Annotated in this window: 17 protein-coding genes and 1 riboswitch; of the genes, 14 read left to right on the forward strand and 3 right to left on the reverse strand. The window is 37.4% G+C overall.

The window, feature by feature from the left end; translation table 11 throughout:
* The first annotated feature begins 48 nt into the window (after positions 1 to 48).
* The 7 genes from M3175_RS12275 (at position 49) to M3175_RS12305 (ending at position 7878) form a co-directional block, all read left to right on the forward strand.
* The gene (locus M3175_RS12275; protein WP_251519358.1) at positions 49 to 987 is read left to right on the forward strand and encodes an ABC transporter ATP-binding protein; all 939 of its coding nucleotides are present in this window, start codon (positions 49 to 51) and stop codon (positions 985 to 987) included.
* On the forward strand, positions 984 to 1931 hold the full coding sequence (locus M3175_RS12280) for a DUF2705 family protein (RefSeq protein WP_251519359.1): 948 nt from the start codon (positions 984 to 986) through the stop codon (positions 1929 to 1931). Before M3175_RS12275 ends, M3175_RS12280 begins: the two co-directional genes overlap by 4 nt.
* A 100-nt stretch (positions 1932 to 2031) precedes the next feature.
* The gene (locus M3175_RS12285) at positions 2032 to 3213 is read left to right on the forward strand and encodes an alanyl-tRNA editing protein (RefSeq protein ID WP_251519360.1); all 1182 of its coding nucleotides are present in this window, start codon (positions 2032 to 2034) and stop codon (positions 3211 to 3213) included.
* Positions 3214 to 3279: 66 nt separating this feature from the next.
* Positions 3280 to 4368, forward strand: coding sequence for a nitric oxide synthase oxygenase (locus M3175_RS12290; protein ID WP_251519361.1), 1089 nt, complete (start codon positions 3280 to 3282; stop codon positions 4366 to 4368).
* Between the two features lie 100 nt (positions 4369 to 4468).
* Positions 4469 to 6160, forward strand: a complete 1692-nt coding sequence (locus tag M3175_RS12295) for a methyl-accepting chemotaxis protein (RefSeq protein ID WP_251519362.1) — start codon at positions 4469 to 4471, stop codon at positions 6158 to 6160.
* Positions 6161 to 6247: 87 nt separating this feature from the next.
* Positions 6248 to 6346: riboswitch (TPP riboswitch) on the forward strand.
* Positions 6347 to 6408: 62 nt separating this feature from the next.
* Positions 6409 to 7005 carry an energy-coupled thiamine transporter ThiT gene (gene thiT / locus M3175_RS12300; RefSeq protein WP_251519363.1) on the forward strand — a complete coding sequence of 199 codons (597 nt, stop codon included), beginning with the start codon at positions 6409 to 6411 and terminating at the stop codon, positions 7003 to 7005.
* A 96-nt stretch (positions 7006 to 7101) separates the two neighbouring features.
* Positions 7102 to 7878, forward strand: a complete 777-nt coding sequence (locus M3175_RS12305) for a divergent polysaccharide deacetylase family protein (protein WP_251519364.1) — start codon at positions 7102 to 7104, stop codon at positions 7876 to 7878.
* 45 nt (positions 7879 to 7923) lie between these two features.
* Here the strand turns inward: M3175_RS12305 and M3175_RS12310 are convergent, their stop codons facing one another.
* From M3175_RS12310 to M3175_RS12320, 3 genes are all read right to left on the reverse strand, one after another.
* Positions 7924 to 8814: a VanW family protein gene (locus tag M3175_RS12310; protein ID WP_251519365.1), complete on the reverse strand. Its 891-nt coding sequence runs from the start codon at positions 8812 to 8814 to the stop codon at positions 7924 to 7926.
* A gap of 97 nt (positions 8815 to 8911) precedes the next feature.
* Positions 8912 to 10333 (reverse strand): alanine/glycine:cation symporter family protein, encoded by a 1422-nt coding sequence (locus M3175_RS12315; protein ID WP_251519366.1) that lies wholly within the window; start codon positions 10331 to 10333, stop codon positions 8912 to 8914.
* A gap of 137 nt (positions 10334 to 10470) precedes the next feature.
* Positions 10471 to 11796 carry a hemolysin family protein gene (locus M3175_RS12320; RefSeq protein WP_251519367.1) on the reverse strand — a complete coding sequence of 442 codons (1326 nt, stop codon included), beginning with the start codon at positions 11794 to 11796 and terminating at the stop codon, positions 10471 to 10473.
* A gap of 242 nt (positions 11797 to 12038) precedes the next feature.
* Here M3175_RS12320 and M3175_RS12325 point away from each other — a divergent pair, with 242 nt between their 5' ends.
* From M3175_RS12325 to M3175_RS12355, 7 genes are all read left to right on the forward strand, one after another.
* Positions 12039 to 12821 (forward strand): N-acetylmuramoyl-L-alanine amidase, encoded by a 783-nt coding sequence (locus M3175_RS12325; RefSeq protein ID WP_251519368.1) that lies wholly within the window; start codon positions 12039 to 12041, stop codon positions 12819 to 12821.
* A gap of 145 nt (positions 12822 to 12966) precedes the next feature.
* Positions 12967 to 13326, forward strand: a complete 360-nt coding sequence (locus M3175_RS12330) for an aminoacyl-tRNA hydrolase (protein WP_251519369.1) — start codon at positions 12967 to 12969, stop codon at positions 13324 to 13326.
* 214 nt (positions 13327 to 13540) lie between these two features.
* Positions 13541 to 13831 carry a hypothetical protein gene (locus tag M3175_RS12335; RefSeq protein ID WP_251519370.1) on the forward strand — a complete coding sequence of 97 codons (291 nt, stop codon included), beginning with the start codon at positions 13541 to 13543 and terminating at the stop codon, positions 13829 to 13831.
* A gap of 17 nt (positions 13832 to 13848) precedes the next feature.
* Positions 13849 to 14367: an HD domain-containing protein gene (locus tag M3175_RS12340; protein WP_251519371.1), complete on the forward strand. Its 519-nt coding sequence runs from the start codon at positions 13849 to 13851 to the stop codon at positions 14365 to 14367.
* 257 nt (positions 14368 to 14624) lie between these two features.
* The gene (locus M3175_RS12345) at positions 14625 to 15704 is read left to right on the forward strand and encodes a hypothetical protein (protein WP_251519376.1); all 1080 of its coding nucleotides are present in this window, start codon (positions 14625 to 14627) and stop codon (positions 15702 to 15704) included.
* Positions 15691 to 17859 carry a molybdopterin oxidoreductase family protein gene (locus M3175_RS12350; protein ID WP_251519378.1) on the forward strand — a complete coding sequence of 723 codons (2169 nt, stop codon included), beginning with the start codon at positions 15691 to 15693 and terminating at the stop codon, positions 17857 to 17859. The genes M3175_RS12345 and M3175_RS12350 overlap by 14 nt, the downstream gene beginning before the upstream one ends.
* Positions 17860 to 18420 carry a 4Fe-4S dicluster domain-containing protein gene (locus M3175_RS12355; RefSeq protein ID WP_066048124.1) on the forward strand — a complete coding sequence of 187 codons (561 nt, stop codon included), beginning with the start codon at positions 17860 to 17862 and terminating at the stop codon, positions 18418 to 18420. It abuts the gene before it with no gap.
* Positions 18421 to 18428: the final 8 nt, after the last annotated feature.

Raw genomic sequence — 18428 nt, forward strand, 5'->3', positions numbered from 1 at the left:
CGTATAGTTTACTACAAGTGCTAAATAAGGAAAGAAAGAAGGGCGAAAATGACTCAATATGCTCTAGAAGTTCATAACCTTACAAAGAAAATAGGAAAAAAATTGATTGTTGAAAATGTAACTTTTCAAATTGAAAAAGGAGAAATCTTTGGTTTACTAGGACCAAATGGAGCGGGGAAAACAACCATCATTCGGATGATTGTCCACTTAATTAATCGCACAGAAGGAAAAGTCATGATAAATGGATATGATTTAGATCAATCCTTCAAAGAAGCATTGGGAGAAATAGGGGCCATTGTAGAAAATCCTGAATTTTATAAATATATGAGTGGGATGAAAAATCTTAAGCATTATATGAGAATGGCCACAAAGGATGTTTCGGTTGAACGGCTTGAAGAGGTCATACGTTTGGTTGGTCTGGAACAAGCAATCCATCAGAAAGTAAGAACGTATTCGCTAGGTATGAGACAAAGACTTGGTGTAGCTCAGGCTTTGTTACATAGTCCAAGTATTCTCATTCTTGATGAACCAACAAATGGGCTTGACCCACAAGGAATAAGAGAATTTCGTGATTATTTAAGATTATTAGTGAATCAAGGTATTTCTGTATTAGTCTCCTCCCATTTGCTCTCAGAAATGGAACTGATGTGTGATCGGTTTGCCATTATAGAAAAAGGTAGGCTGACTCATATCTCCCGTATGGATGAAACAGTCCAACTAGGCAGTCAAACAAAGCAACATGTGATGTTTGAGGTTGATAACGCTGAGCAGGCATTTAACCTACTAGTAAATCAAAATTTGGGAGAAGGCTGGAACATAGAGGCTGGTTTTATTTATGCATCTATGGATCGGGAAACAGTTGCTAAGGCAAATCAGCTATTCGTCTCTAACGGATTACAAGTATATGAAATTTCTTATTTAAAAGCATCGCTTGAAGATCGCTTCCTTGAGATTACAAATAAAGAAAAGAAGGAGCAATCGATATGATCGGATTGATTCAAAATGAAATGATAAAAATCTTCGAGAAACGTGCAAGCTGGATTTATATGGCCATACTAATTGTTGCAATGCTGATTGGTGGATTTATTTATCAAAGAATTAATGGAGAAGCCGATGAAAATTGGCGTGAAAATTTAGAAGTACTGAATGCTCAGTATAGACAAGAAATTGAACAAACTCCCGCCGACCAAGATCCAACATGGCTAAAAGATCAAATTAAACAAAATGAGAGATTTCTTGAGAAAAATATAAATCCAACGACAAAATCCAATTGGCATTTTATGAACGATGTCGTGATAGGTGTAACAACTCTTGTCACCTTGTTTTCTGTTATTGTAGCAAGTGCGGTAGTCGCTGCAGAGTTTTCAGATGGAACAATAAAACAGCTGCTCATTAGACCACATAAAAGATGGAAAATCTTATTGTCAAAATATGTTGCGGTTTTATTTTACGCAATTATATTAATGGCCACATTATTTGTCTCAGGACTCATAGTAGGGATTGTATTTTTTGGTCTAGGAGACTTTCATACACCATTTTTTGAATATACGCTAGATGGACAAAAAGAGGCCGTACTTGGTACACAGTTTCTTTTGAAGACAGTCTATTTTCTTCCTAGTTTGCTAATGATCACAACGATTTCTTTTATGCTGTCCACTCTTTTTAAAAGCCAGGCTGTAGCTGTAGGGGTAGGGATTTTTGTTCTATTTGTTTCAACTACATTAGGTGGACTTATTATCATGCTCGCCGAAGAGTATACTTGGGCAAAGTTCCTTATTTTTCCTCATCTAGACTTAACCGTGTTTGCATTCCAAGATAAGATTTTGCAAAATATTACCTTAACAGGTTCCCTACTGATTCTTACTGCATATTATATTGTGTTTATGATCTCGACGTTTGTTTATTTTCAAAAACGTGATGTGAGTATTTAATTCCTATAAAACAAGGAGAGAGGTAGATAATAGCTACCTCTTTTCTTTTTGTGATAAAGTAGGTGTAGCATTTCTTAACGAAAGAGAGTGTTATAGGAAAATGACAAACAAACTATATTATGAAAATGTGTATCAGTCCATATTTGTAGCAACTGTTACGAAAAGTGAAGACGATTATATTGTTCTAAGTGAGACCGCGTTTTATCCTACTGGTGGAGGGCAACCATGTGATACGGGAACGATTAATGGAATATTAGTTTCGAATGTGGAAGAAGTGGATGGAGAAATTCGTCATTATATGAATGACTACATTTCTGTTGGTTCTAAAGTAGAGGGAATTATTGATTGGGAAAAAAGGTTTGATCATATGCAGCAACATGCTGGACAGCATATCCTTACTGCCGCATTTGAAGAGCTATATGGTTATGAAACCATCAGTTTTCATCTTGGGTCAGAAAAAATAACAATCGATCTTAATGTAGAAAATATCTCATCTACTGAATTGGAGAAAGTTGAGCAATTAGCAAATCAGATTATTCTGGAACAAAGAAAAATAGAGACTAAATGGGTTTCGAAAGAGGAAGTAAACCAATATCCGTTGCGGAAAATTCTTTCAGTTGAAGAAAATATCCGCTTAGTAATCATTCCAGAATTTGATTATAACGGGTGTGGAGGTACGCATCCACAAAATACAGGTGAGGTGCAAGCAATTACTATCTTGGGTACTGAACGACAAAAGAAAAAAACAAGGGTTGAGTTTGTATGTGGTCAACGGGTTCGAAAGCAGATTCATAATAAGACTAATGTTGTATCAAAGTTAACAAGTCTCTTACATGCACCTCAAAATGAACTTGAAACTGCTGCCCTCCGACTCATTGATAGAAATAAGACACTTGAAAAAGAAATAAAGATATTGAAAGATAATATATTACAGTTTGAAGCTCAGGACTTATTAAAAGATGCAATAAAAGTTGCGGATCATAGAGTCGTTCAAGCTAGTTTTGCAGATAAGAGCCTTCAAGAGCTTCAAACTATTGCTCGAAATGTTTTGGCTTTTGATTCCGAAGTCAATGTGCTTTTCGTTTCAGAGATAAATGGGAAACTTCAATTTTTGTGCCAAAGAGAAAAGTCAATTATTAATATGAAGAATCTGGCTCAATCGATCTTACCAGTAATCAATGGAAGGGGAGGAGGAAATGAAAAACAGGCACAAGGAGGTGGAGAGTCTAAAACAATAACTTCCGAAGCACTCCTTACAATGCTGTTACATCAATTAAAGTAAATATACCAAGTAAGATCTAAGGTTACAATAATATTATTATGTTAACTAAAACGCGAGGGATTATCATTGAATGTAGATTTATTCCAAAAAGCAGAAGAGTTTATCAATCTTTGCTATTTAGAACTAGAAAAAGATCATGTTACTCTGTTAGACAGAGTGGAGGAAGTAAAAAGTTCGATTCTTAAGACGGGAACATATGAACATACATATGAAGAACTTTCCCATGGAGCAAAGATGGCATGGAGAAATAGTAATAAATGTATTGGACGATTATTTTGGGAGTCATTGATTGTTAAAGATTATCGTCATTTAAATCATACCGACGAGATCATCCATGCACTTTTCGAACATATCAAATTTGCAACAAACAATGGTCATATTAGACCGACTATTTCTATTTTCAAACAAGAAACAAAGGAACACTCTATACGCATTTGGAACCACCAGCTTGTTCGATATGCCGGATATGATACGCAGAACGGGCTAATTGGAGATCCTCATTCTATTCCATTTACAAAAGTGTGTGAAGAACTTGGGTGGGAGGGGAACCATACCAATTATGACCTTTTACCCCTAGTCGTTCAAGTCAATCAGGAAAAACCAAATTGGAGAAATATCCCTCCGAGTCTTGTACTTGAGGTCAATCTTTCACATCCGGAATATGAGTGGTTTGAAGAGCTAGAATTAAAGTGGTATGGTGTACCGATGATTGCTGATATGCGTCTTGAAATTGGAGGAATCCAATACACGGCTGCCCCATTTAATGGCTGGTATATGGGAACAGAAATAGGAGCTAGAAATTTAGCCGATGAAGACCGATACAATGTGTTGCCTTTAGTTGCAGATAACATGAAATTAGATATGGCAAGAAACAGTAGTCTTTGGAAGGATCAAGCGCTACTTGAGGTGAATCGAGCAGTTCTATTTTCCTATAAAAAGGCTGGAGTAAGTATTGTTGATCATCACACCGCAGCGGCTCAGTTTAAGTTGTTTGAAGAAAGAGAGAAAGGGAAAAACCGGAAATTAACTGGAAATTGGACTTGGTTAATTCCCCCTGTCTCTCCCGCATTAACGCATATTTTTCACCAGCAATATGATAATAGCACTCAATTGCCTAATTATTTTTATCAAGTCGTTCCTTACGAAAAGAAATAGAATTTGTCTATTTCTTTTCATTTAAAATAAAACGCTTCCATATCAAAAGAACTATTGTTAATATAGGTATAAAGTACAACCTATAAATGGGGGAGCAATCATGAATATTACTGTTCGAAAAAAAATTATAGGTAGTTTTGTTATTGTTTTAGTTATGTTAGTAGTTGTAGCAAGTGCTGGGATTATTCAACTTTATTCAGTAAACAATACGTATCAATCCTTCTTAAAAGATGAAGTGGGTCAAAAGCTAGAAGTGAAGAACTTACAAGAGCAAATGATTAGAAAATCAGCAGCCGTTCGGAGCTTCCTACTCACCGGAGAAGCTGATTATCTTACAGAATACGATGAGGCAGTAAAGAACTTTGATAACTCTATGAAGAAATTAAAAACAACAATCACTGATAAGGAGTTATTAAATACGTTAATGGCTCTTGAGGAAATGTCAAAAAATGATTCGAAGTTTGCTCAAGACCAAATACAAATGAAAAAAGACAATGATGAATTAGGTTATTTAATTCTTGCAAAATCAACTGCACAAACGTTAGGTATGCAATTTAATGCAAAAGTTAGTGAACTTCTATCTATTCAAGAAAAACATTTAGACCATGCAAGTAGCTTGACCACTAATAAGATAGATAGAATTGTTACAATAATGATTGTTATTAGTGTAGCCGCGATTCTTGTCGCATTAGCATTAGCGACGATTATTAGTCTACAGATTGCAAAACCAATTGTTCATGCATCTAAGGCTATTGAGAAGGTTGCGAGCGGAGACCTTTCTATCGAAGAAATACAAGTGAAGAATAAAGATGAAATAGGGGCAATGATACAATCTGTCAACTTAATGGTTTCTGGATTAAGAGAAGTAGTTGTTCAAGTAAGAGATTCATCAGCACAAGTTGCAGCTAGTAGTGAACAGCTAAGTACAAGTGCACAGGGCAGTACTCAAGCAAGTGAACAAATTTCTCATATTGTTGAACAAAACTCTGAAGGTATGGATCTGCAACTGCAACATTTAACCCAAATTCACGCATTAATTGAAGAGATGTCTAGTAATATCAGTTTAATTACAAAAAGTAGTGAGAAAATGCTCGTTACAGCAGATAATACGTTTCAAGTTACTGATCAAGGAGCATTATCTATTGAAAAAGTAGTTAACCAAATGAATCTTATTAATGATGGAGTTTTGAATGCTTCAGAAATTATTCGTCAGTTAGGAAGACGCTCCAATGAAATTACTTCTATTTTAAATATGATTACCACCGTAGCAGATCAGACGAATTTACTAGCGTTAAATGCAGCAATCGAAGCAGCGAGAGCAGGCGAACATGGCAAGGGATTTGCTGTAGTTGCAGACGAAGTAAGAAAGCTCGCAGAGGAATCAAAAAAATCAGCTGATCAAATTACAAAGATGATTTCTTATATTCAATCTGAAACGGACCTAGCTGTTTCTGCAATGGAAGAACAATCTCACAAAGTATCAGAAGGATTCGAATATAGTCAAGATGCAAAGAAAGCGTTTGCTCTTATTGGAGAGTCAATGGGAGATGTAATTGAAAAGGTTTCAGACGTTTCATGTGCCATCGAGCTACTAAGTATGCATAGTACTAATGTCGTGCGAGCAATTGACGAGGTCAAAGGAATCGCAGAGGAAAGCGTTGTAACAACTAGAGAAGTAGCAGCCGGAACCGAAGAAAACGTTGCTACTCTCCAAGAAGTAACCGCAAGTGCTCAAGACCTATCAGGAATGGCAGAAACCTTACAACAGCTAGTGCGCCGATTTAAGATATAAAATAGAACAGCATCCTAGTCTCAACTAGGTGCTGTTCTATTTTATTTTATATGATATAATGAGTTCGATATTATAAACTACATACGAAGAAACCACAAGGGGAGCGTTATGCTGAGAGTGAACGTTTGTTCTGACCCTTTGAACCTGTTAGATAATTCTAGCGCAGGGATGTGGACTGACTGAATTATTCGTGCAATGATGTCTATCTACGCTCTCCTTGAGGTTTCAAAAAAAGGGGAGATTTTTTTATGGGAAACAAACGACTAATTATGATGATCGAAGCGTCTTTTTTTGCAGCTTTTGCACTAATTCTTGACCTTCTACCCTCGATCAAGCTATCGCCTAATATTTCTATTTCGTTTGCGATGGTACCGATTTTAATTATTGCTTTTAGATGGGGATTCATTGCTGCTACCGCTTCTGGCTTTTTATGGGGACTATTACAAATTGCTATGGGTGATGCTTATATTCTAACTCCGTTACAGGGATTCATTGAGTATTTTCTTGCCTTTGCGTTTATTGGATTTGCAGGTTTCTTTATGAAAAAAATTCAGGCCGCACTAACTGAAAATAAGAAGAAAGCCCTTCAATGGATCATAGTTGCCACATTCGTTGGAAGTGCGGCTCGTTATTTTTGGCATTTTATCGCGGGATTTTTATTCTGGGGAGAATATGCACCGGAAGGGATGTCTCCATTCTTGTTTTCACTAGGCGTGAACGGTGGGACAATGATTGGGGCAGCCATTTATTGTTCGGTTATTTTATTCCTGTTAGTATCTAGCTCACCAAGATTCCTTCTCCACAAAAGGGTATCCTCTTCAGAAACCATGAAAAAAATATCGTAATCGCAAACTCGCCCAATGTATGGGCGAGTTTTTTAGTATGGTTTTTCCTCAATGAGAGAAACTATTCCAATAACAAATTTTCAAATGGAGGATTTTATGAAAAAAACTTCATTTATCATTTTTTTGGTCATTTTTACACTATTCCCTCAGCATGGGCATGGCCAAGAAATGAAAAAGGCAGCTATTATTATTGACGATTTTGGCGGTGGTGTGGGAGGGGTAAAAGATTTTCTAGAAGGTGATGTGCAAATAACGGCGGCTATTATGCCTTTTAGTGAACTTTCTAAAAAGCATGCAGAATGGGCATATGAAAATGGCTTAGAGATTATGGTACATTTGCCTATGCAGCCTAAAAAGGGAAAGGCTTCTTGGTTAGGACCGAAGCCAATAACGAATGACTTATCAAGGGAAGAAGTAAGAAAAAGAGTTATTGATGCTATCGATAGTGTTCCTCATGCAATGGGATTAAATAATCATATGGGCTCTCTAGTCGTTGAAAATGAGGAAATTGTCAGAGTAATTGTTGAAGTGGCAAAGGAAAAGCAGCTATATATAGTAGATAGTGCAACAAGTCCAAAATCAAAATTTGAGGAAATCACTGAGGAATTAAATGTACCTTTTATTAAGCGAGATGTGTTTTTAGATGATATCTGTTCTGTGAATCAGGTGAAAAAACAAATGCTTATTCTTGCAAGAATTGCGGAGAGCAGGGGTACCGCTGTTGCGATTGGACATGTGGGAACATCCGGTAAGGTATGCTCGTTAGGTGTTACTGAGTCCATGCCTGAACTCAAGCAAAAGCATATTAAGGTCGTCCCTGTATCTGAGCTGTTGTCGGATTCCATTCGGTCGAAGTATTTTCATCTATATTAAAAGAGACTGCCCGGTGTGGGATTCTCCCACTGGACAGCCTCTTTTTTATTGATACATGCTTGGAACTTGATTATGTTCCACATTCACATCGTCTGAAGTAAACAATAAAATGGACACGGAACCTCCTCTGACTTTTGAACGTATTAAGATAGGGTGATTATAGTTATTCACAAAAACAAAGTCAGGTCCATACCAGCTTACTGTTGCGTCGCGGCCTGGAGGAACATAAGGAACACGCTTGGAGTGAGAATATCGTTTCACGATTTTTAAACCTGCGCGATCCACCGCATTAAAGAGTGTAGAAGACACTTGGCAAATACCACCCCCAACTCCCTCAGAAAGTTCACCTCGGACAATAATGGGAGCTGGCATATATCCACGTTCTTTTGTCCGTTGACCAACCACCTCATTGAATGAAAAGGTTTGACCTGGAAATAGCACGTAGTTATTTATGGCTTCGGACGATTTTCGTATATTGTTTGTTCTTGAGGTATTGTAGCTATTGAAATAAGTGACATAATAACCAATTGCTTGTTGTCGAATTCTTGACAATAACTCACTATCTACCTCTGGAAAAATCGGTTTTTTAGGTACTTTAAGCGTTTTAGCCCCTTTACTATAAAAATAGGAGTGATATAGGGTATGAAATGCTCTCTTATCGAGTTGATATCCCAGTTGCTCGGGCTGTAAATTTCCATGTTCATCAAGAAAAGCATTTTGGGGCTCTCTGTACACTTGTTGAGAAAGTTCAGCAGTTAAGATGTCAAGATGATGCAAGTCCATAAGAGGAGTATTGGGAAGAGGAAAAACTAGTTCCTCGCGATCTACAGTCATAATGGGTTGATCATTATCAATCAATGTAAGTACATCGTGATTGGCTGGTTGTTGTATAAGCATGAGAATAGTTAAAAGTCCAGTTAATTTCAATCGTATCATCCTTCCACTTAGGTACCATGAGTATTATTCCAAGTTCATGATTTCCTTATGCGAGGATTAAGAAATGAAAAGGACTGGGAATTCCCAGTCCTTTCGATTAAGCTTTTTCAGTTGTTTCTTGCTTTTGTTTAGGCCAGCTCTCTACCCCTTTTAACCCAGGGATACTATCTTCAAAAAACACTGGGTCAAGACCTTGCTTACGTTGTTCAAGGTAATTATCAAGTGCTTTAAATGCAATATTACCAAGTAAACCGATGGCAATAAGGTTTGTAAAGGACATAATAGCCATTGCTAGGTCAGCCAAATCCCAAACAATTTGTAAGCTTGCAACAGCACCGAAAATGACCATTCCAACTGCTAAAATTCGGAAGATAATTAAGCTCGCTTTACTTTTATGAACAAATTCTATATTTGCTTCACCATAGTAGTAGTTCCCAATAATTGAAGAAAATGCAAACATAAAAATGGCAAAGGTTAAGAAGAGACTTGCCCAGCTTCCAAAATGCTCACCTAAAGAAGCTTGTGTCAGTTCAATACCTTGAAGACCTGTGGTATAGGAATCAGACAGTAAAATAATAAATGCTGTAGCCGTACAAACTACAAGCGTATCAAAGAACACACCTAATGCTTGAACAAACCCTTGCTTTGCAGGGTGAGACACAACTGCAGTTGCAGCAGCATTTGGCGCACTACCCATACCCGCTTCATTTGAGAATAACCCTCTTTTTACACCCATCATAATCGCAGCACCCATACCACCACCAATTGCTTGGTCAATGCCAAATGCATTTTTAATAATAAGTGCTAAAACGCCTGGTAACTCCTGAATATTCGTAATGATAATATATACGGCTAAAATAATATAAAAGAATGCCATAATTGGTACGATAACAGAAGAAAACTTTGCGACTCGTTGTACACCACCAAATATAATTACAGCCGTTAAAATGGCTAATACGATGCCTACAAGGGATCCGTTAAAACCAAATGAACTGTTAAATGATGCAGCAATAACATTACTTTGGACAGCAATAAATGTTAATCCAAAAGAAAATATGATCCCAAAGGCAAACACTTTACTAAGTCCAACTGAACCAAGTTGTTTTCTCATATAATAAGCTGGTCCGCCTTTAAATCCGTCTCCATCTTTTACTTTATAGATTTGTGCTAAAGTACTTTCAACAAATGCGCTTGCGCCACCTAAGATGGCAACCATCCACATCCAAAAAACAGCACCGGGACCGCCCACAGCTATAGCCATTGCCACCCCAGCAATATTTCCTGTCCCAATTCTTGTAGCAGCACCTATAAAAAATGCTTGAAGGGAGGTAACCCCTTTTCCACCCGATACATTTGTATTTTTATCTTTTAATACGCGAAACATTTCCCCGATTTTTACGATCTGGACAAAGCGCATTCTTATGGTGAAATAAATGCCCAAGCCTAATAACAAGCCAATTAAAATATATGACCATAAGATATTATTTGCTTGTCCGACAATTGTTTGAATCCATTCCATTGATTATCCTCCTGATGTCGAAATTTGCGTTTTTATGCACATTAGTTGCATTATCCTAGAAATTCAGCCTAGTTGTCAATTGATATTTTTGTCTAAGGATGTGAAAACAAATAAAAAAAGACGTTACATGAACGTCTCTACTTGGCATTTTCTACTTCCTTTAGAATTTTCACTTGAATTTTAGATACTCTAAGTTCATCCAACTGAGTTGCAGTAAACTGTACACCATTAAATGCAATAGAGGGTTGCTCATTTTGCTCAGGAAATCTTCCTAATTCGCCAATGAAAAAACCACTCAATGTTTCATATTGATCTAAAGGTAAATCCAGTTTTAATACTTCTTCCACATCATCTAAACTAGTCGTTCCTAAGATGGTATATTCCTCATCATTTACTTTAACGATTTCAATTTCTTCTTCTTCATGCTCATCATATTCATCAAAAATATTACCCACAATTTCCTCAAGTAGGTCCTCAATGGTGACAATTCCGTCAGTTCCCCCATACTCATCTAGTACAATGGCCATATGGGTTTTATTCTTTTGTAGCTCTTTAAATACATCATCCGTCCGCATCGAACCAATCACGTAAAATGGAGGGCGAATAATTTTTTTCATTTCAAAAGGACGGTTATCTTCATGTTCCATAAATTCAATTAGGTCTTTTACATGGAAGATGCCAATAATTGTATCCATATCTTCTTCGTATACAGGGAACCTAGTATACTTTTCTTCATTTACAATGTGTACTACATCTTTTATGGTTGCATCAGCTGGAATACCAGCAATATTCGTACGGTGAGTCATTATATCAGTAACATACGTATTATCAAAGGCAAAAATATTGTTTATCATTACGCTTTCCGCCTCTTGAATGGTTCCTCTTTCCTTACCGATATCGAGCATTAGTTTGATTTCTTCTTCTGTGGCATCCTCATCCTCCGCATGTGGGTCTACGCCAAAAAGACGAACAACAATATTTGTGGATCCAGTGAGCAATTTAACAAAAGGTGCAGAAATCTTTGACAAGGTGGTAAGCGGAATGACTGCTATCATCGAGATGGCTTCTGCTTTTTTCATTGCCAAACGTTTTGGAACTAATTCTCCAAATACGAGAGTAAAGTAGGACAAAATGATCGTAATTACAAAAACCGAGACGGTACCAAGCATTCTTTCAGATAATGGTACCCCTAAAGCAAGTAGCAGTTGTGTGAAGTCGCTAGCAAAGTTCTCAGCAGCAAACGCACTCGCTAAAAACCCAGCTAATGTGATGCCAATTTGTATCGTTGCTAAAAAACGACTGGGTTCACTTAATAGCTGGTGAAGCATCTTAGCCTTCTTATGACCATCATCAGCCATGACTTTAATTTTATTATCATTTAAGGAAATGAGTGCAATTTCTGAAGCTGCAAAAAAGGCATTTAATAAAATTAATACGATCAATATTATAAGCTCAATGGTCAAAACAAGATCATCCTTTTAAGATATTTTCTACTTCTATGTATAAAGTATTCTTCTTTCGCATGTATAAAATACTGCTCTATTCTAATATATGAAATGAAAAAATAACTGTAAAGGAAAATACTTTTAATTATAAATAAATATCAGATTTATTCGGTAATCGAAATTACGACAATGATTGGGTAAAAAAAATGTCTAATTTTGCAGTTCTTTCATATATAAGTAGTAAGGAGGTGAAAAATATTATGGTGAAAATATTTTTGGATCCTGGTCATGGTGGAACAGATCCAGGTGCAATTGGTAATGGTCTTCAAGAAAAAAATATAACGCTCAGTTTAGCTTCTTCCATTCGTAATTTTCTAATCAATGAATACGAAAAAGTGGAAGTTCAAATGAGTCGAACAGGGGACCAAACCGTGAGTTTAACTTCTCGAACAAATGCTGCAAATAACTGGGGAGCTGACTTCTACCTCTCAATTCACGTAAATGCAGGTGGGGGAACTGGATTTGAGAGTTACGTTTACCCTAATGTAGGAGCCCCTACAACAACCTATCGTCAAGCCATTCACGAGGAAGTGCTTAAAGCGGTAAACTTCTCTAATAGAGGACAAAAACAAGCCGATTTTCATGACCTAAGGGAAACCAATATGGATGCGGTCCTTACAGAAAACGGATTTATTGATAACACTGCAGACTCCGAGAAGTTAAGAAGTCCAGCTTTTATTACTAGCTTGGCAAGAGGGTATACGAACGGGGTGGCTAGGGCGTTTAATTTAAGAAGAAAATCGATGCCTGCTCCATCGCCTGGACAAGGAGTTTATCATGTCCAAATAGGAGCATTCCGAACAAGAGTAAATGCTGAAGGGCTAGCAGAAAGAGTAGTTGCGAAAGGATTCGAGACCTATGTGTACCAAGAGGATGGATTATTCAAAGTACAAATAGGAGCATTTGCAGATAGACGTAGAGCTGAAGAGTTAGCAAGTAGGGTAGAAAGAGAAGGATTTGATGCATTTGTTCATCAAGGATGAACCTGCAGCACTTCTAAAAAGGAGTGCTTTTCTTATAATGGACAAGTTTGGTGGTAGAGTTAGCAACGGTTTTCGCATAGAATGAATTTTTATGAGTATACATAGAAGAAAAAGTTGAATTTGTTGCTGTAAGGGAGGGGAATCGGTGAATAATGAGGTCGTGCAATTTTACGTTGTAAACGAGGAATTAAAGCTGTCTCCTGGGAAACTAGCCTCACAAATTGCCCATGCTGCTACTATATCCACCATAAATATGGTCAGCTCCAAGCAAGCTAGGTTTCCTGATTACTTTGAATACTATGTAGAATGGTACCAATCAGGCATGAAAAAAATGATATTAAGAGGCAGTGAAAACGAGCTAGAAACGTTGGTGGAAAGCGGTTTTTATGCGGTTCATGAAAAAGGAGTCACGGAAGTGCCTAATGGAAAGGTATCGGTCGTTGCATTACCACCAATGCCTAGGCTGTTAAGTAAAAGATTCGTAAGCCAGTTTAAAAGGTATTGATATAAATGAACGGATTTCTCAAAAACTGCTTGCTTGATACTTAAGTTGGCAGTTTTTTTTACTTTTATGAGCAAATTGTGAAAAGATATTTCTGAATAAGAAGGATTACAGCAAAGTTTGTTGAATAATATACGGAATATTAAGACAATATGAAATAACTCCTTCTCTTCCTGTATATATTTGATAGTAAGAAAAGAATAAGGAGGAGAAAAATATGGGAAAGATACTGAATACGTGGTCATTTTTCATGGTATTACTTTCTTGTGGACTCGTATTTATTCTCTCTACTAATATACTTACTTCTTACGTAATCGAGTGGGTTGGAATTCATCCGTTAAAAATGATTTATTATTTCACAATGATCGTATTTTTCGTTGGCATCATTGGTTTTTCAGGAGTTACGAATTGGAAAGGGGCGATAAGAAGTGTTGTTACCGTAGGCCTTGCTGCATTTATTATCGTTTTTTTGGCCTATATCATTTATGTTGGCAATTTACCTGAGTAAAAAGGAGGGGGCAACAATTGCGTGACGTTGAATTAAAAGCAATTTTTGACCATCACATTGCACAAAAATATTTGACTAGATCAGGCATTTCCCATGCGATTGCTGTCGCTTATCATTCCTTTCACTTAGCAAAGAAACACTCAGTACCTGTAGATTTAGCAGCGAAAGCTGGGTTGCTGCATGATATTGGACACTTCACCTGGTATAAAAATGGGAAGTGGGATTATGAAATGTATAAAAAATATGATATTCATCCTATAAAAGGAGCTGAACGAGCTCACAAATTATTAATTAGACTCGGTGAAAACCCCGCGTCAGCAAAAGTCATTTCTCATGCCATTTTATTTCATACCGATTCCTTTCTACCAACCAATACGATCGTTAGAACTCCATTACAAGAAATCGTAAAAAAGGCGGACGAAATGGATGAGGAAGAAGGGGGATTGCATCATTATCGAACCATTTCTAATGAAAGGGCAAGAAAGAGTTTAGAAAGATTAGATCTCATGATTGATATCGAGTTAAATAGGGGATAAACCACTTTTCTACTTCAGAAAAGTGGTTTTTTTTTGTCGAAAAGGATAATGACATCAACTGTTACAAAATCGCCACAAATCAAAAAACGTTGATATATCAACGTTTGTAAAGCTCGGAATTCCCTGTGAATACCGAAAAATAGCCCTCTAAGGGAATTTTCCGAGGTGGGTAAGGAAATCCCCCGATACGTTGAAATGAGATCAAGACATAAAATAAGAGTAACTTAAATGGTGATTTTTCAAGGAGGAGCTAAAAAATGCAAGGAGAACTTTCAGCAAATAAAAAAGCAACACATTCAATCGATCGTGCGTTTGCTTCTAAGTTTGCCAAATCAATGTTTTTAAGTGTATGCGGACTAGCCATATTATCATTTATCGGAACGAGAATGTTTACTCATATCGACTTAAATTTATATGGATACATGGTTGGAACAATTGTTTTTTTAGGAGGATTCTTTTACCGATTTATTGCTTGGGGAGAACGACCACCAACAAAAATTTTCATAAAAAAAGGATTAAAACTTTTGTTTCGAAAGTCAACCCCTAAGACAACTACGGAGCACCTAGTCACCTATCGTTTTATATGGAATCGTGGGATCTATCGTTGGACTCAACACATTTTAATGGGTTGGGGTTGTGTAATCGCTGCATTCGTAACCTTCCCATTAGTGTTTGGGTGGATGTACTTTACGATGGAAGAGAATGGATATTATACGGTCGTTGGAATGGGAATTGACATCATGACAATTAAAGCAGACGGAGCTTTAGGATATCTTTTCTATAACGCTTTAAATATATCTGCCGTTATGGTAATCACAGGTGTTTGCATGATTATTTACAGACGCTTGAAAAACATGCAAGCACGTGCAGAACAAACAGTTGTTTATGACTTCTTGCCTTTATATTTACTACTATTTGTTAGTATCACAGGAATTGCATTGACGTTAATCAATATGTTTTTACACGGATGGGGACATTCGGTCATGTCATTAATTCATCAATATTCCGTTATTGTTACTTTAATATATTTACCATTTGGAAAATTAGCACATATTCCTTTCCGCCCAGTAAGTATTTTTGCTAGAAACTACCGCGAGCATTATGCTGAGCAGTCGATGAAACATTGTAAGGTTTGTGGTGAGGGGTTTGTATCAACAGAACAATCAAATGATGTCGTCCATGTACTAGGTGTGAACCATATGGAATTTAAAAAGGAAGACTTTCATCTTGCAGAATTATGTCTTCCATGTCGGAGAAAGTACCGTATTGCTCAGTTCTCTGGCTTCCCTACACATGAAGTGAAAGTTAAGGAGGCAAACCAGAATGCAAAGGGATAAATTTTTTAAAGAAGTCAAGAACTTACATCATCCGAACGAGAAACTAGTGAAAACTCACTGTAGTTATTGTGGGATGCAATGTGGAATGAATCTACGTGTAGATACAAAAACAAACAAAATTATTGGCGTAGAGCCTCGTTATGAATGGCCTGTAACTGTAGGGAAAATGTGCCCGAAAGGTGTAACAGCTTACCAGCAAACAAATCATGATGATCGTATTTTACGCCCACTGATCCGTGATAATCAAGCGTTAAAAGGAACTAAAGAAGGGTTTCGTGAGGCAAGCTGGGAAGAAGCTTATGATCTCATCGTTAAGAAATTTCAGGCGTTACAGAATGATTATGGAAAAGATAGTCTTTCCGTTTTCAGTGGCGTTTCAATGACAAACGAAAAATGCTATTTAACTGGAAAGTTTGCTCGTGTTGCATTAGGCACAAGATATATTGACTATAATGGCCGCTTCTGTATGGCAAGTGCAGCTGGTGGATTTATGAGATCTCTTGGGGTCGATAGAGGATCAACGATTCCTTGGACAGATATACATGAAACAGATTGCTTGCTTATAGCTGGAAGTAATACAGCTGAATGCCATCCAACCTCCATGTTCCGTATCTGGAATGTCCAAGAAAGAGGAGGATACATCATTGTGGTTGACCCGCGTGAAACACCAATTGCAAGAAGAGCGGATCTTCATTTGGATCTTCGTCCAGGTACTGACCTGGCCCTTGCAAATGGAATTCTTCATCAATTAATCGAAATGGGTCATATTGATGAACAATTTGTGAACAATCACACAAATGGATTTGAAGAGACGAAGGAATTAGTGAAACAGTTTACTCCAGAATATACAAGTGAACTTACAGGTGTTGCTCCAGAAAAGATTATTAGAGCAGCTGAGATATATGGAAAAGCTCCAAATGCTGTAGTGATGTTTGCTCGTGGAATTGAGCAACAGCATAAGGGTGTTGACAATGTTTCCGCATATACCAATTTAGCTCTCGTAACGGGAAAGATTGGTCGTCCAAAATCAGGTGTAGCTACTTTTACTGGTCAAGGAAATGGGCAAGGAGGACGTGAGCACGGGCAAAAGGCTGATGCGCTTCCTGGTTATCGTAAAATTGCAAATCCAGAACATGTTCGAGAAGTAAGTAAAGTATGGGGAATTAAGCCGGAAGAGATGCCGCAAGCAGGGGTGTCTGCTTACGAGATGTTTGAATTGATGACAGATAAAACGATTAGAGGTCTTTATCTACTTTGTTCAAACCCTGCAGTTAGTGCCCCTAATCTTAATTATGTACGAAACGCCTTAAAAAATCTCGATTTTATGGTTGTTGCCGATTTTTATCTTTCTGAATCAGCAGAATTTGCCGATGTTATTCTTCCAACAACCACTTGGTCTGAGGATGAGGGAACTGTCACCAATCTTGAAGGTCGTATTATTAAAATTAATAAAGCCCAAGAACCTGTTGGCGAATCTAAACCAGACTGGGAAATTCAAGTGGAGCTTGCTGAAAGACTTGGAAGAGGCCAATATTTTAGCCATTTGAAAACAGCAAAGGATATTGGAGACGAATTCCGCTTAGCCTCTAAAGGTGGTTACGCAGATTATTATGGAGCCACATGGGATAAGATCGAGAAACAAGATGGTGTGTTTTGGCCTTGTAAAGATGAGGATGATAAGGGAACACCACATATGTTCTTAGACAAAAAGTTTTATCATCCAGATGGAAAAGCCAAGATTTGTGCACTTCCATACCGACCACCAGCAGAAGAGCCATGTGAAGAATATCCATTACGTTTAACAACTGGGCGTGTAGTGTACCATTACCTATCAGGTAATCAAACGAGACGAATTCAATTTTTACGTGATATGTGTCCAGAACCTTATGTTGAGGTGCATCCGGACACGGCCACAAAATATGACATTCAGCATGAAGAAGTGGTCCGACTATTTACTCGTCGTGGAACAGCTGATTATAAAGTAAAAATAACCGAAGCGATTCGAAAAGATACAGTGTTCGTACCATATCACTTTGGTCACGATCAATCTATCAATCTTCTAACTATTGCAGCACTTGACCCGATGTCAAGAATGCCAGAATTCAAGGCATGTGCCGCGCAAATTGAAAAACTAGAAATAAAGAAGGTGCAATAAATGAAGAAGAGGCTCTATCTAGAATTAGAAAACTGTATCGGCTGCCGCTCTTGTCTGGCTGCGTGTACGCAGTGCGGGGGACATGAAGAGAAAAACAGAAATTATGTATATGATGTGAATCCTCTTGTAAACCGTCAGACGATGCCTCTCATGTGCCTTCACTGTGTAAATCCGGCATGTGCAAGAAGCTGTCCTGCTCAGGCGATCCAAATTCATGAAACAGGAGCGGTATTGTCTGCATTGGTAGAAAAATGTATTGGTTGTCAAAACTGTACAATTGCTTGTCCGTATGGAATTCCTAAATTTGATACAGAACAAAATCTTATGTATAAATGTGATTTGTGTATTGACCGGACAAAGGATGGAATACCTCCTATGTGTGCAAGTGTTTGTCCATCAAATACATTGCAGTGGTTAACAGATGATGAGATTGAAGCAAAGCAAAAGCAGTTCAATTTAGATAATGGTAAATGGGTAACAAGCATGCCATATCTTGAAGGTGAAACAAATGTACGAGTGAATCTCCCTGGTATTTTACAGGGAGTAACAAAGTTATTTTAGGAGGGATT

The organism is Robertmurraya korlensis (assembly GCF_023715225.1).
Taxonomy (GTDB): Bacteria; Bacillota; Bacilli; order Bacillales; family Cytobacillaceae; genus Robertmurraya_A.

What these genes read in the sequence shown, in the direction of transcription:
- M3175_RS12275 (WP_251519358.1), top strand. Translation starts at nt 49, where the DNA reads ATGACTCAATATGCTCTAGAAGTTCATAACCTTACAAAGAAAATAGGA.
- M3175_RS12280 (WP_251519359.1), top strand. Translation starts at nt 984, where the DNA reads ATGATCGGATTGATTCAAAATGAAATGATAAAAATCTTCGAGAAACGT.
- M3175_RS12285 (WP_251519360.1), top strand. Translation starts at nt 2,032, where the DNA reads ATGACAAACAAACTATATTATGAAAATGTGTATCAGTCCATATTTGTA.
- M3175_RS12295 (WP_251519362.1), top strand. Translation starts at nt 4,469, where the DNA reads ATGAATATTACTGTTCGAAAAAAAATTATAGGTAGTTTTGTTATTGTT.
- thiT (WP_251519363.1), top strand. Translation starts at nt 6,409, where the DNA reads ATGGGAAACAAACGACTAATTATGATGATCGAAGCGTCTTTTTTTGCA.
- M3175_RS12305 (WP_251519364.1), top strand. Translation starts at nt 7,102, where the DNA reads ATGAAAAAAACTTCATTTATCATTTTTTTGGTCATTTTTACACTATTC.
- M3175_RS12310 (WP_251519365.1), bottom strand. Translation starts at nt 8,814, where the DNA reads ATGATACGATTGAAATTAACTGGACTTTTAACTATTCTCATGCTTATA.
- M3175_RS12315 (WP_251519366.1), bottom strand. Translation starts at nt 10,333, where the DNA reads ATGGAATGGATTCAAACAATTGTCGGACAAGCAAATAATATCTTATGG.
- M3175_RS12325 (WP_251519368.1), top strand. Translation starts at nt 12,039, where the DNA reads ATGGTGAAAATATTTTTGGATCCTGGTCATGGTGGAACAGATCCAGGT.
- M3175_RS12335 (WP_251519370.1), top strand. Translation starts at nt 13,541, where the DNA reads ATGGGAAAGATACTGAATACGTGGTCATTTTTCATGGTATTACTTTCT.
- M3175_RS12345 (WP_251519376.1), top strand. Translation starts at nt 14,625, where the DNA reads ATGCAAGGAGAACTTTCAGCAAATAAAAAAGCAACACATTCAATCGAT.
- M3175_RS12350 (WP_251519378.1), top strand. Translation starts at nt 15,691, where the DNA reads ATGCAAAGGGATAAATTTTTTAAAGAAGTCAAGAACTTACATCATCCG.
- M3175_RS12355 (WP_066048124.1), top strand. Translation starts at nt 17,860, where the DNA reads ATGAAGAAGAGGCTCTATCTAGAATTAGAAAACTGTATCGGCTGCCGC.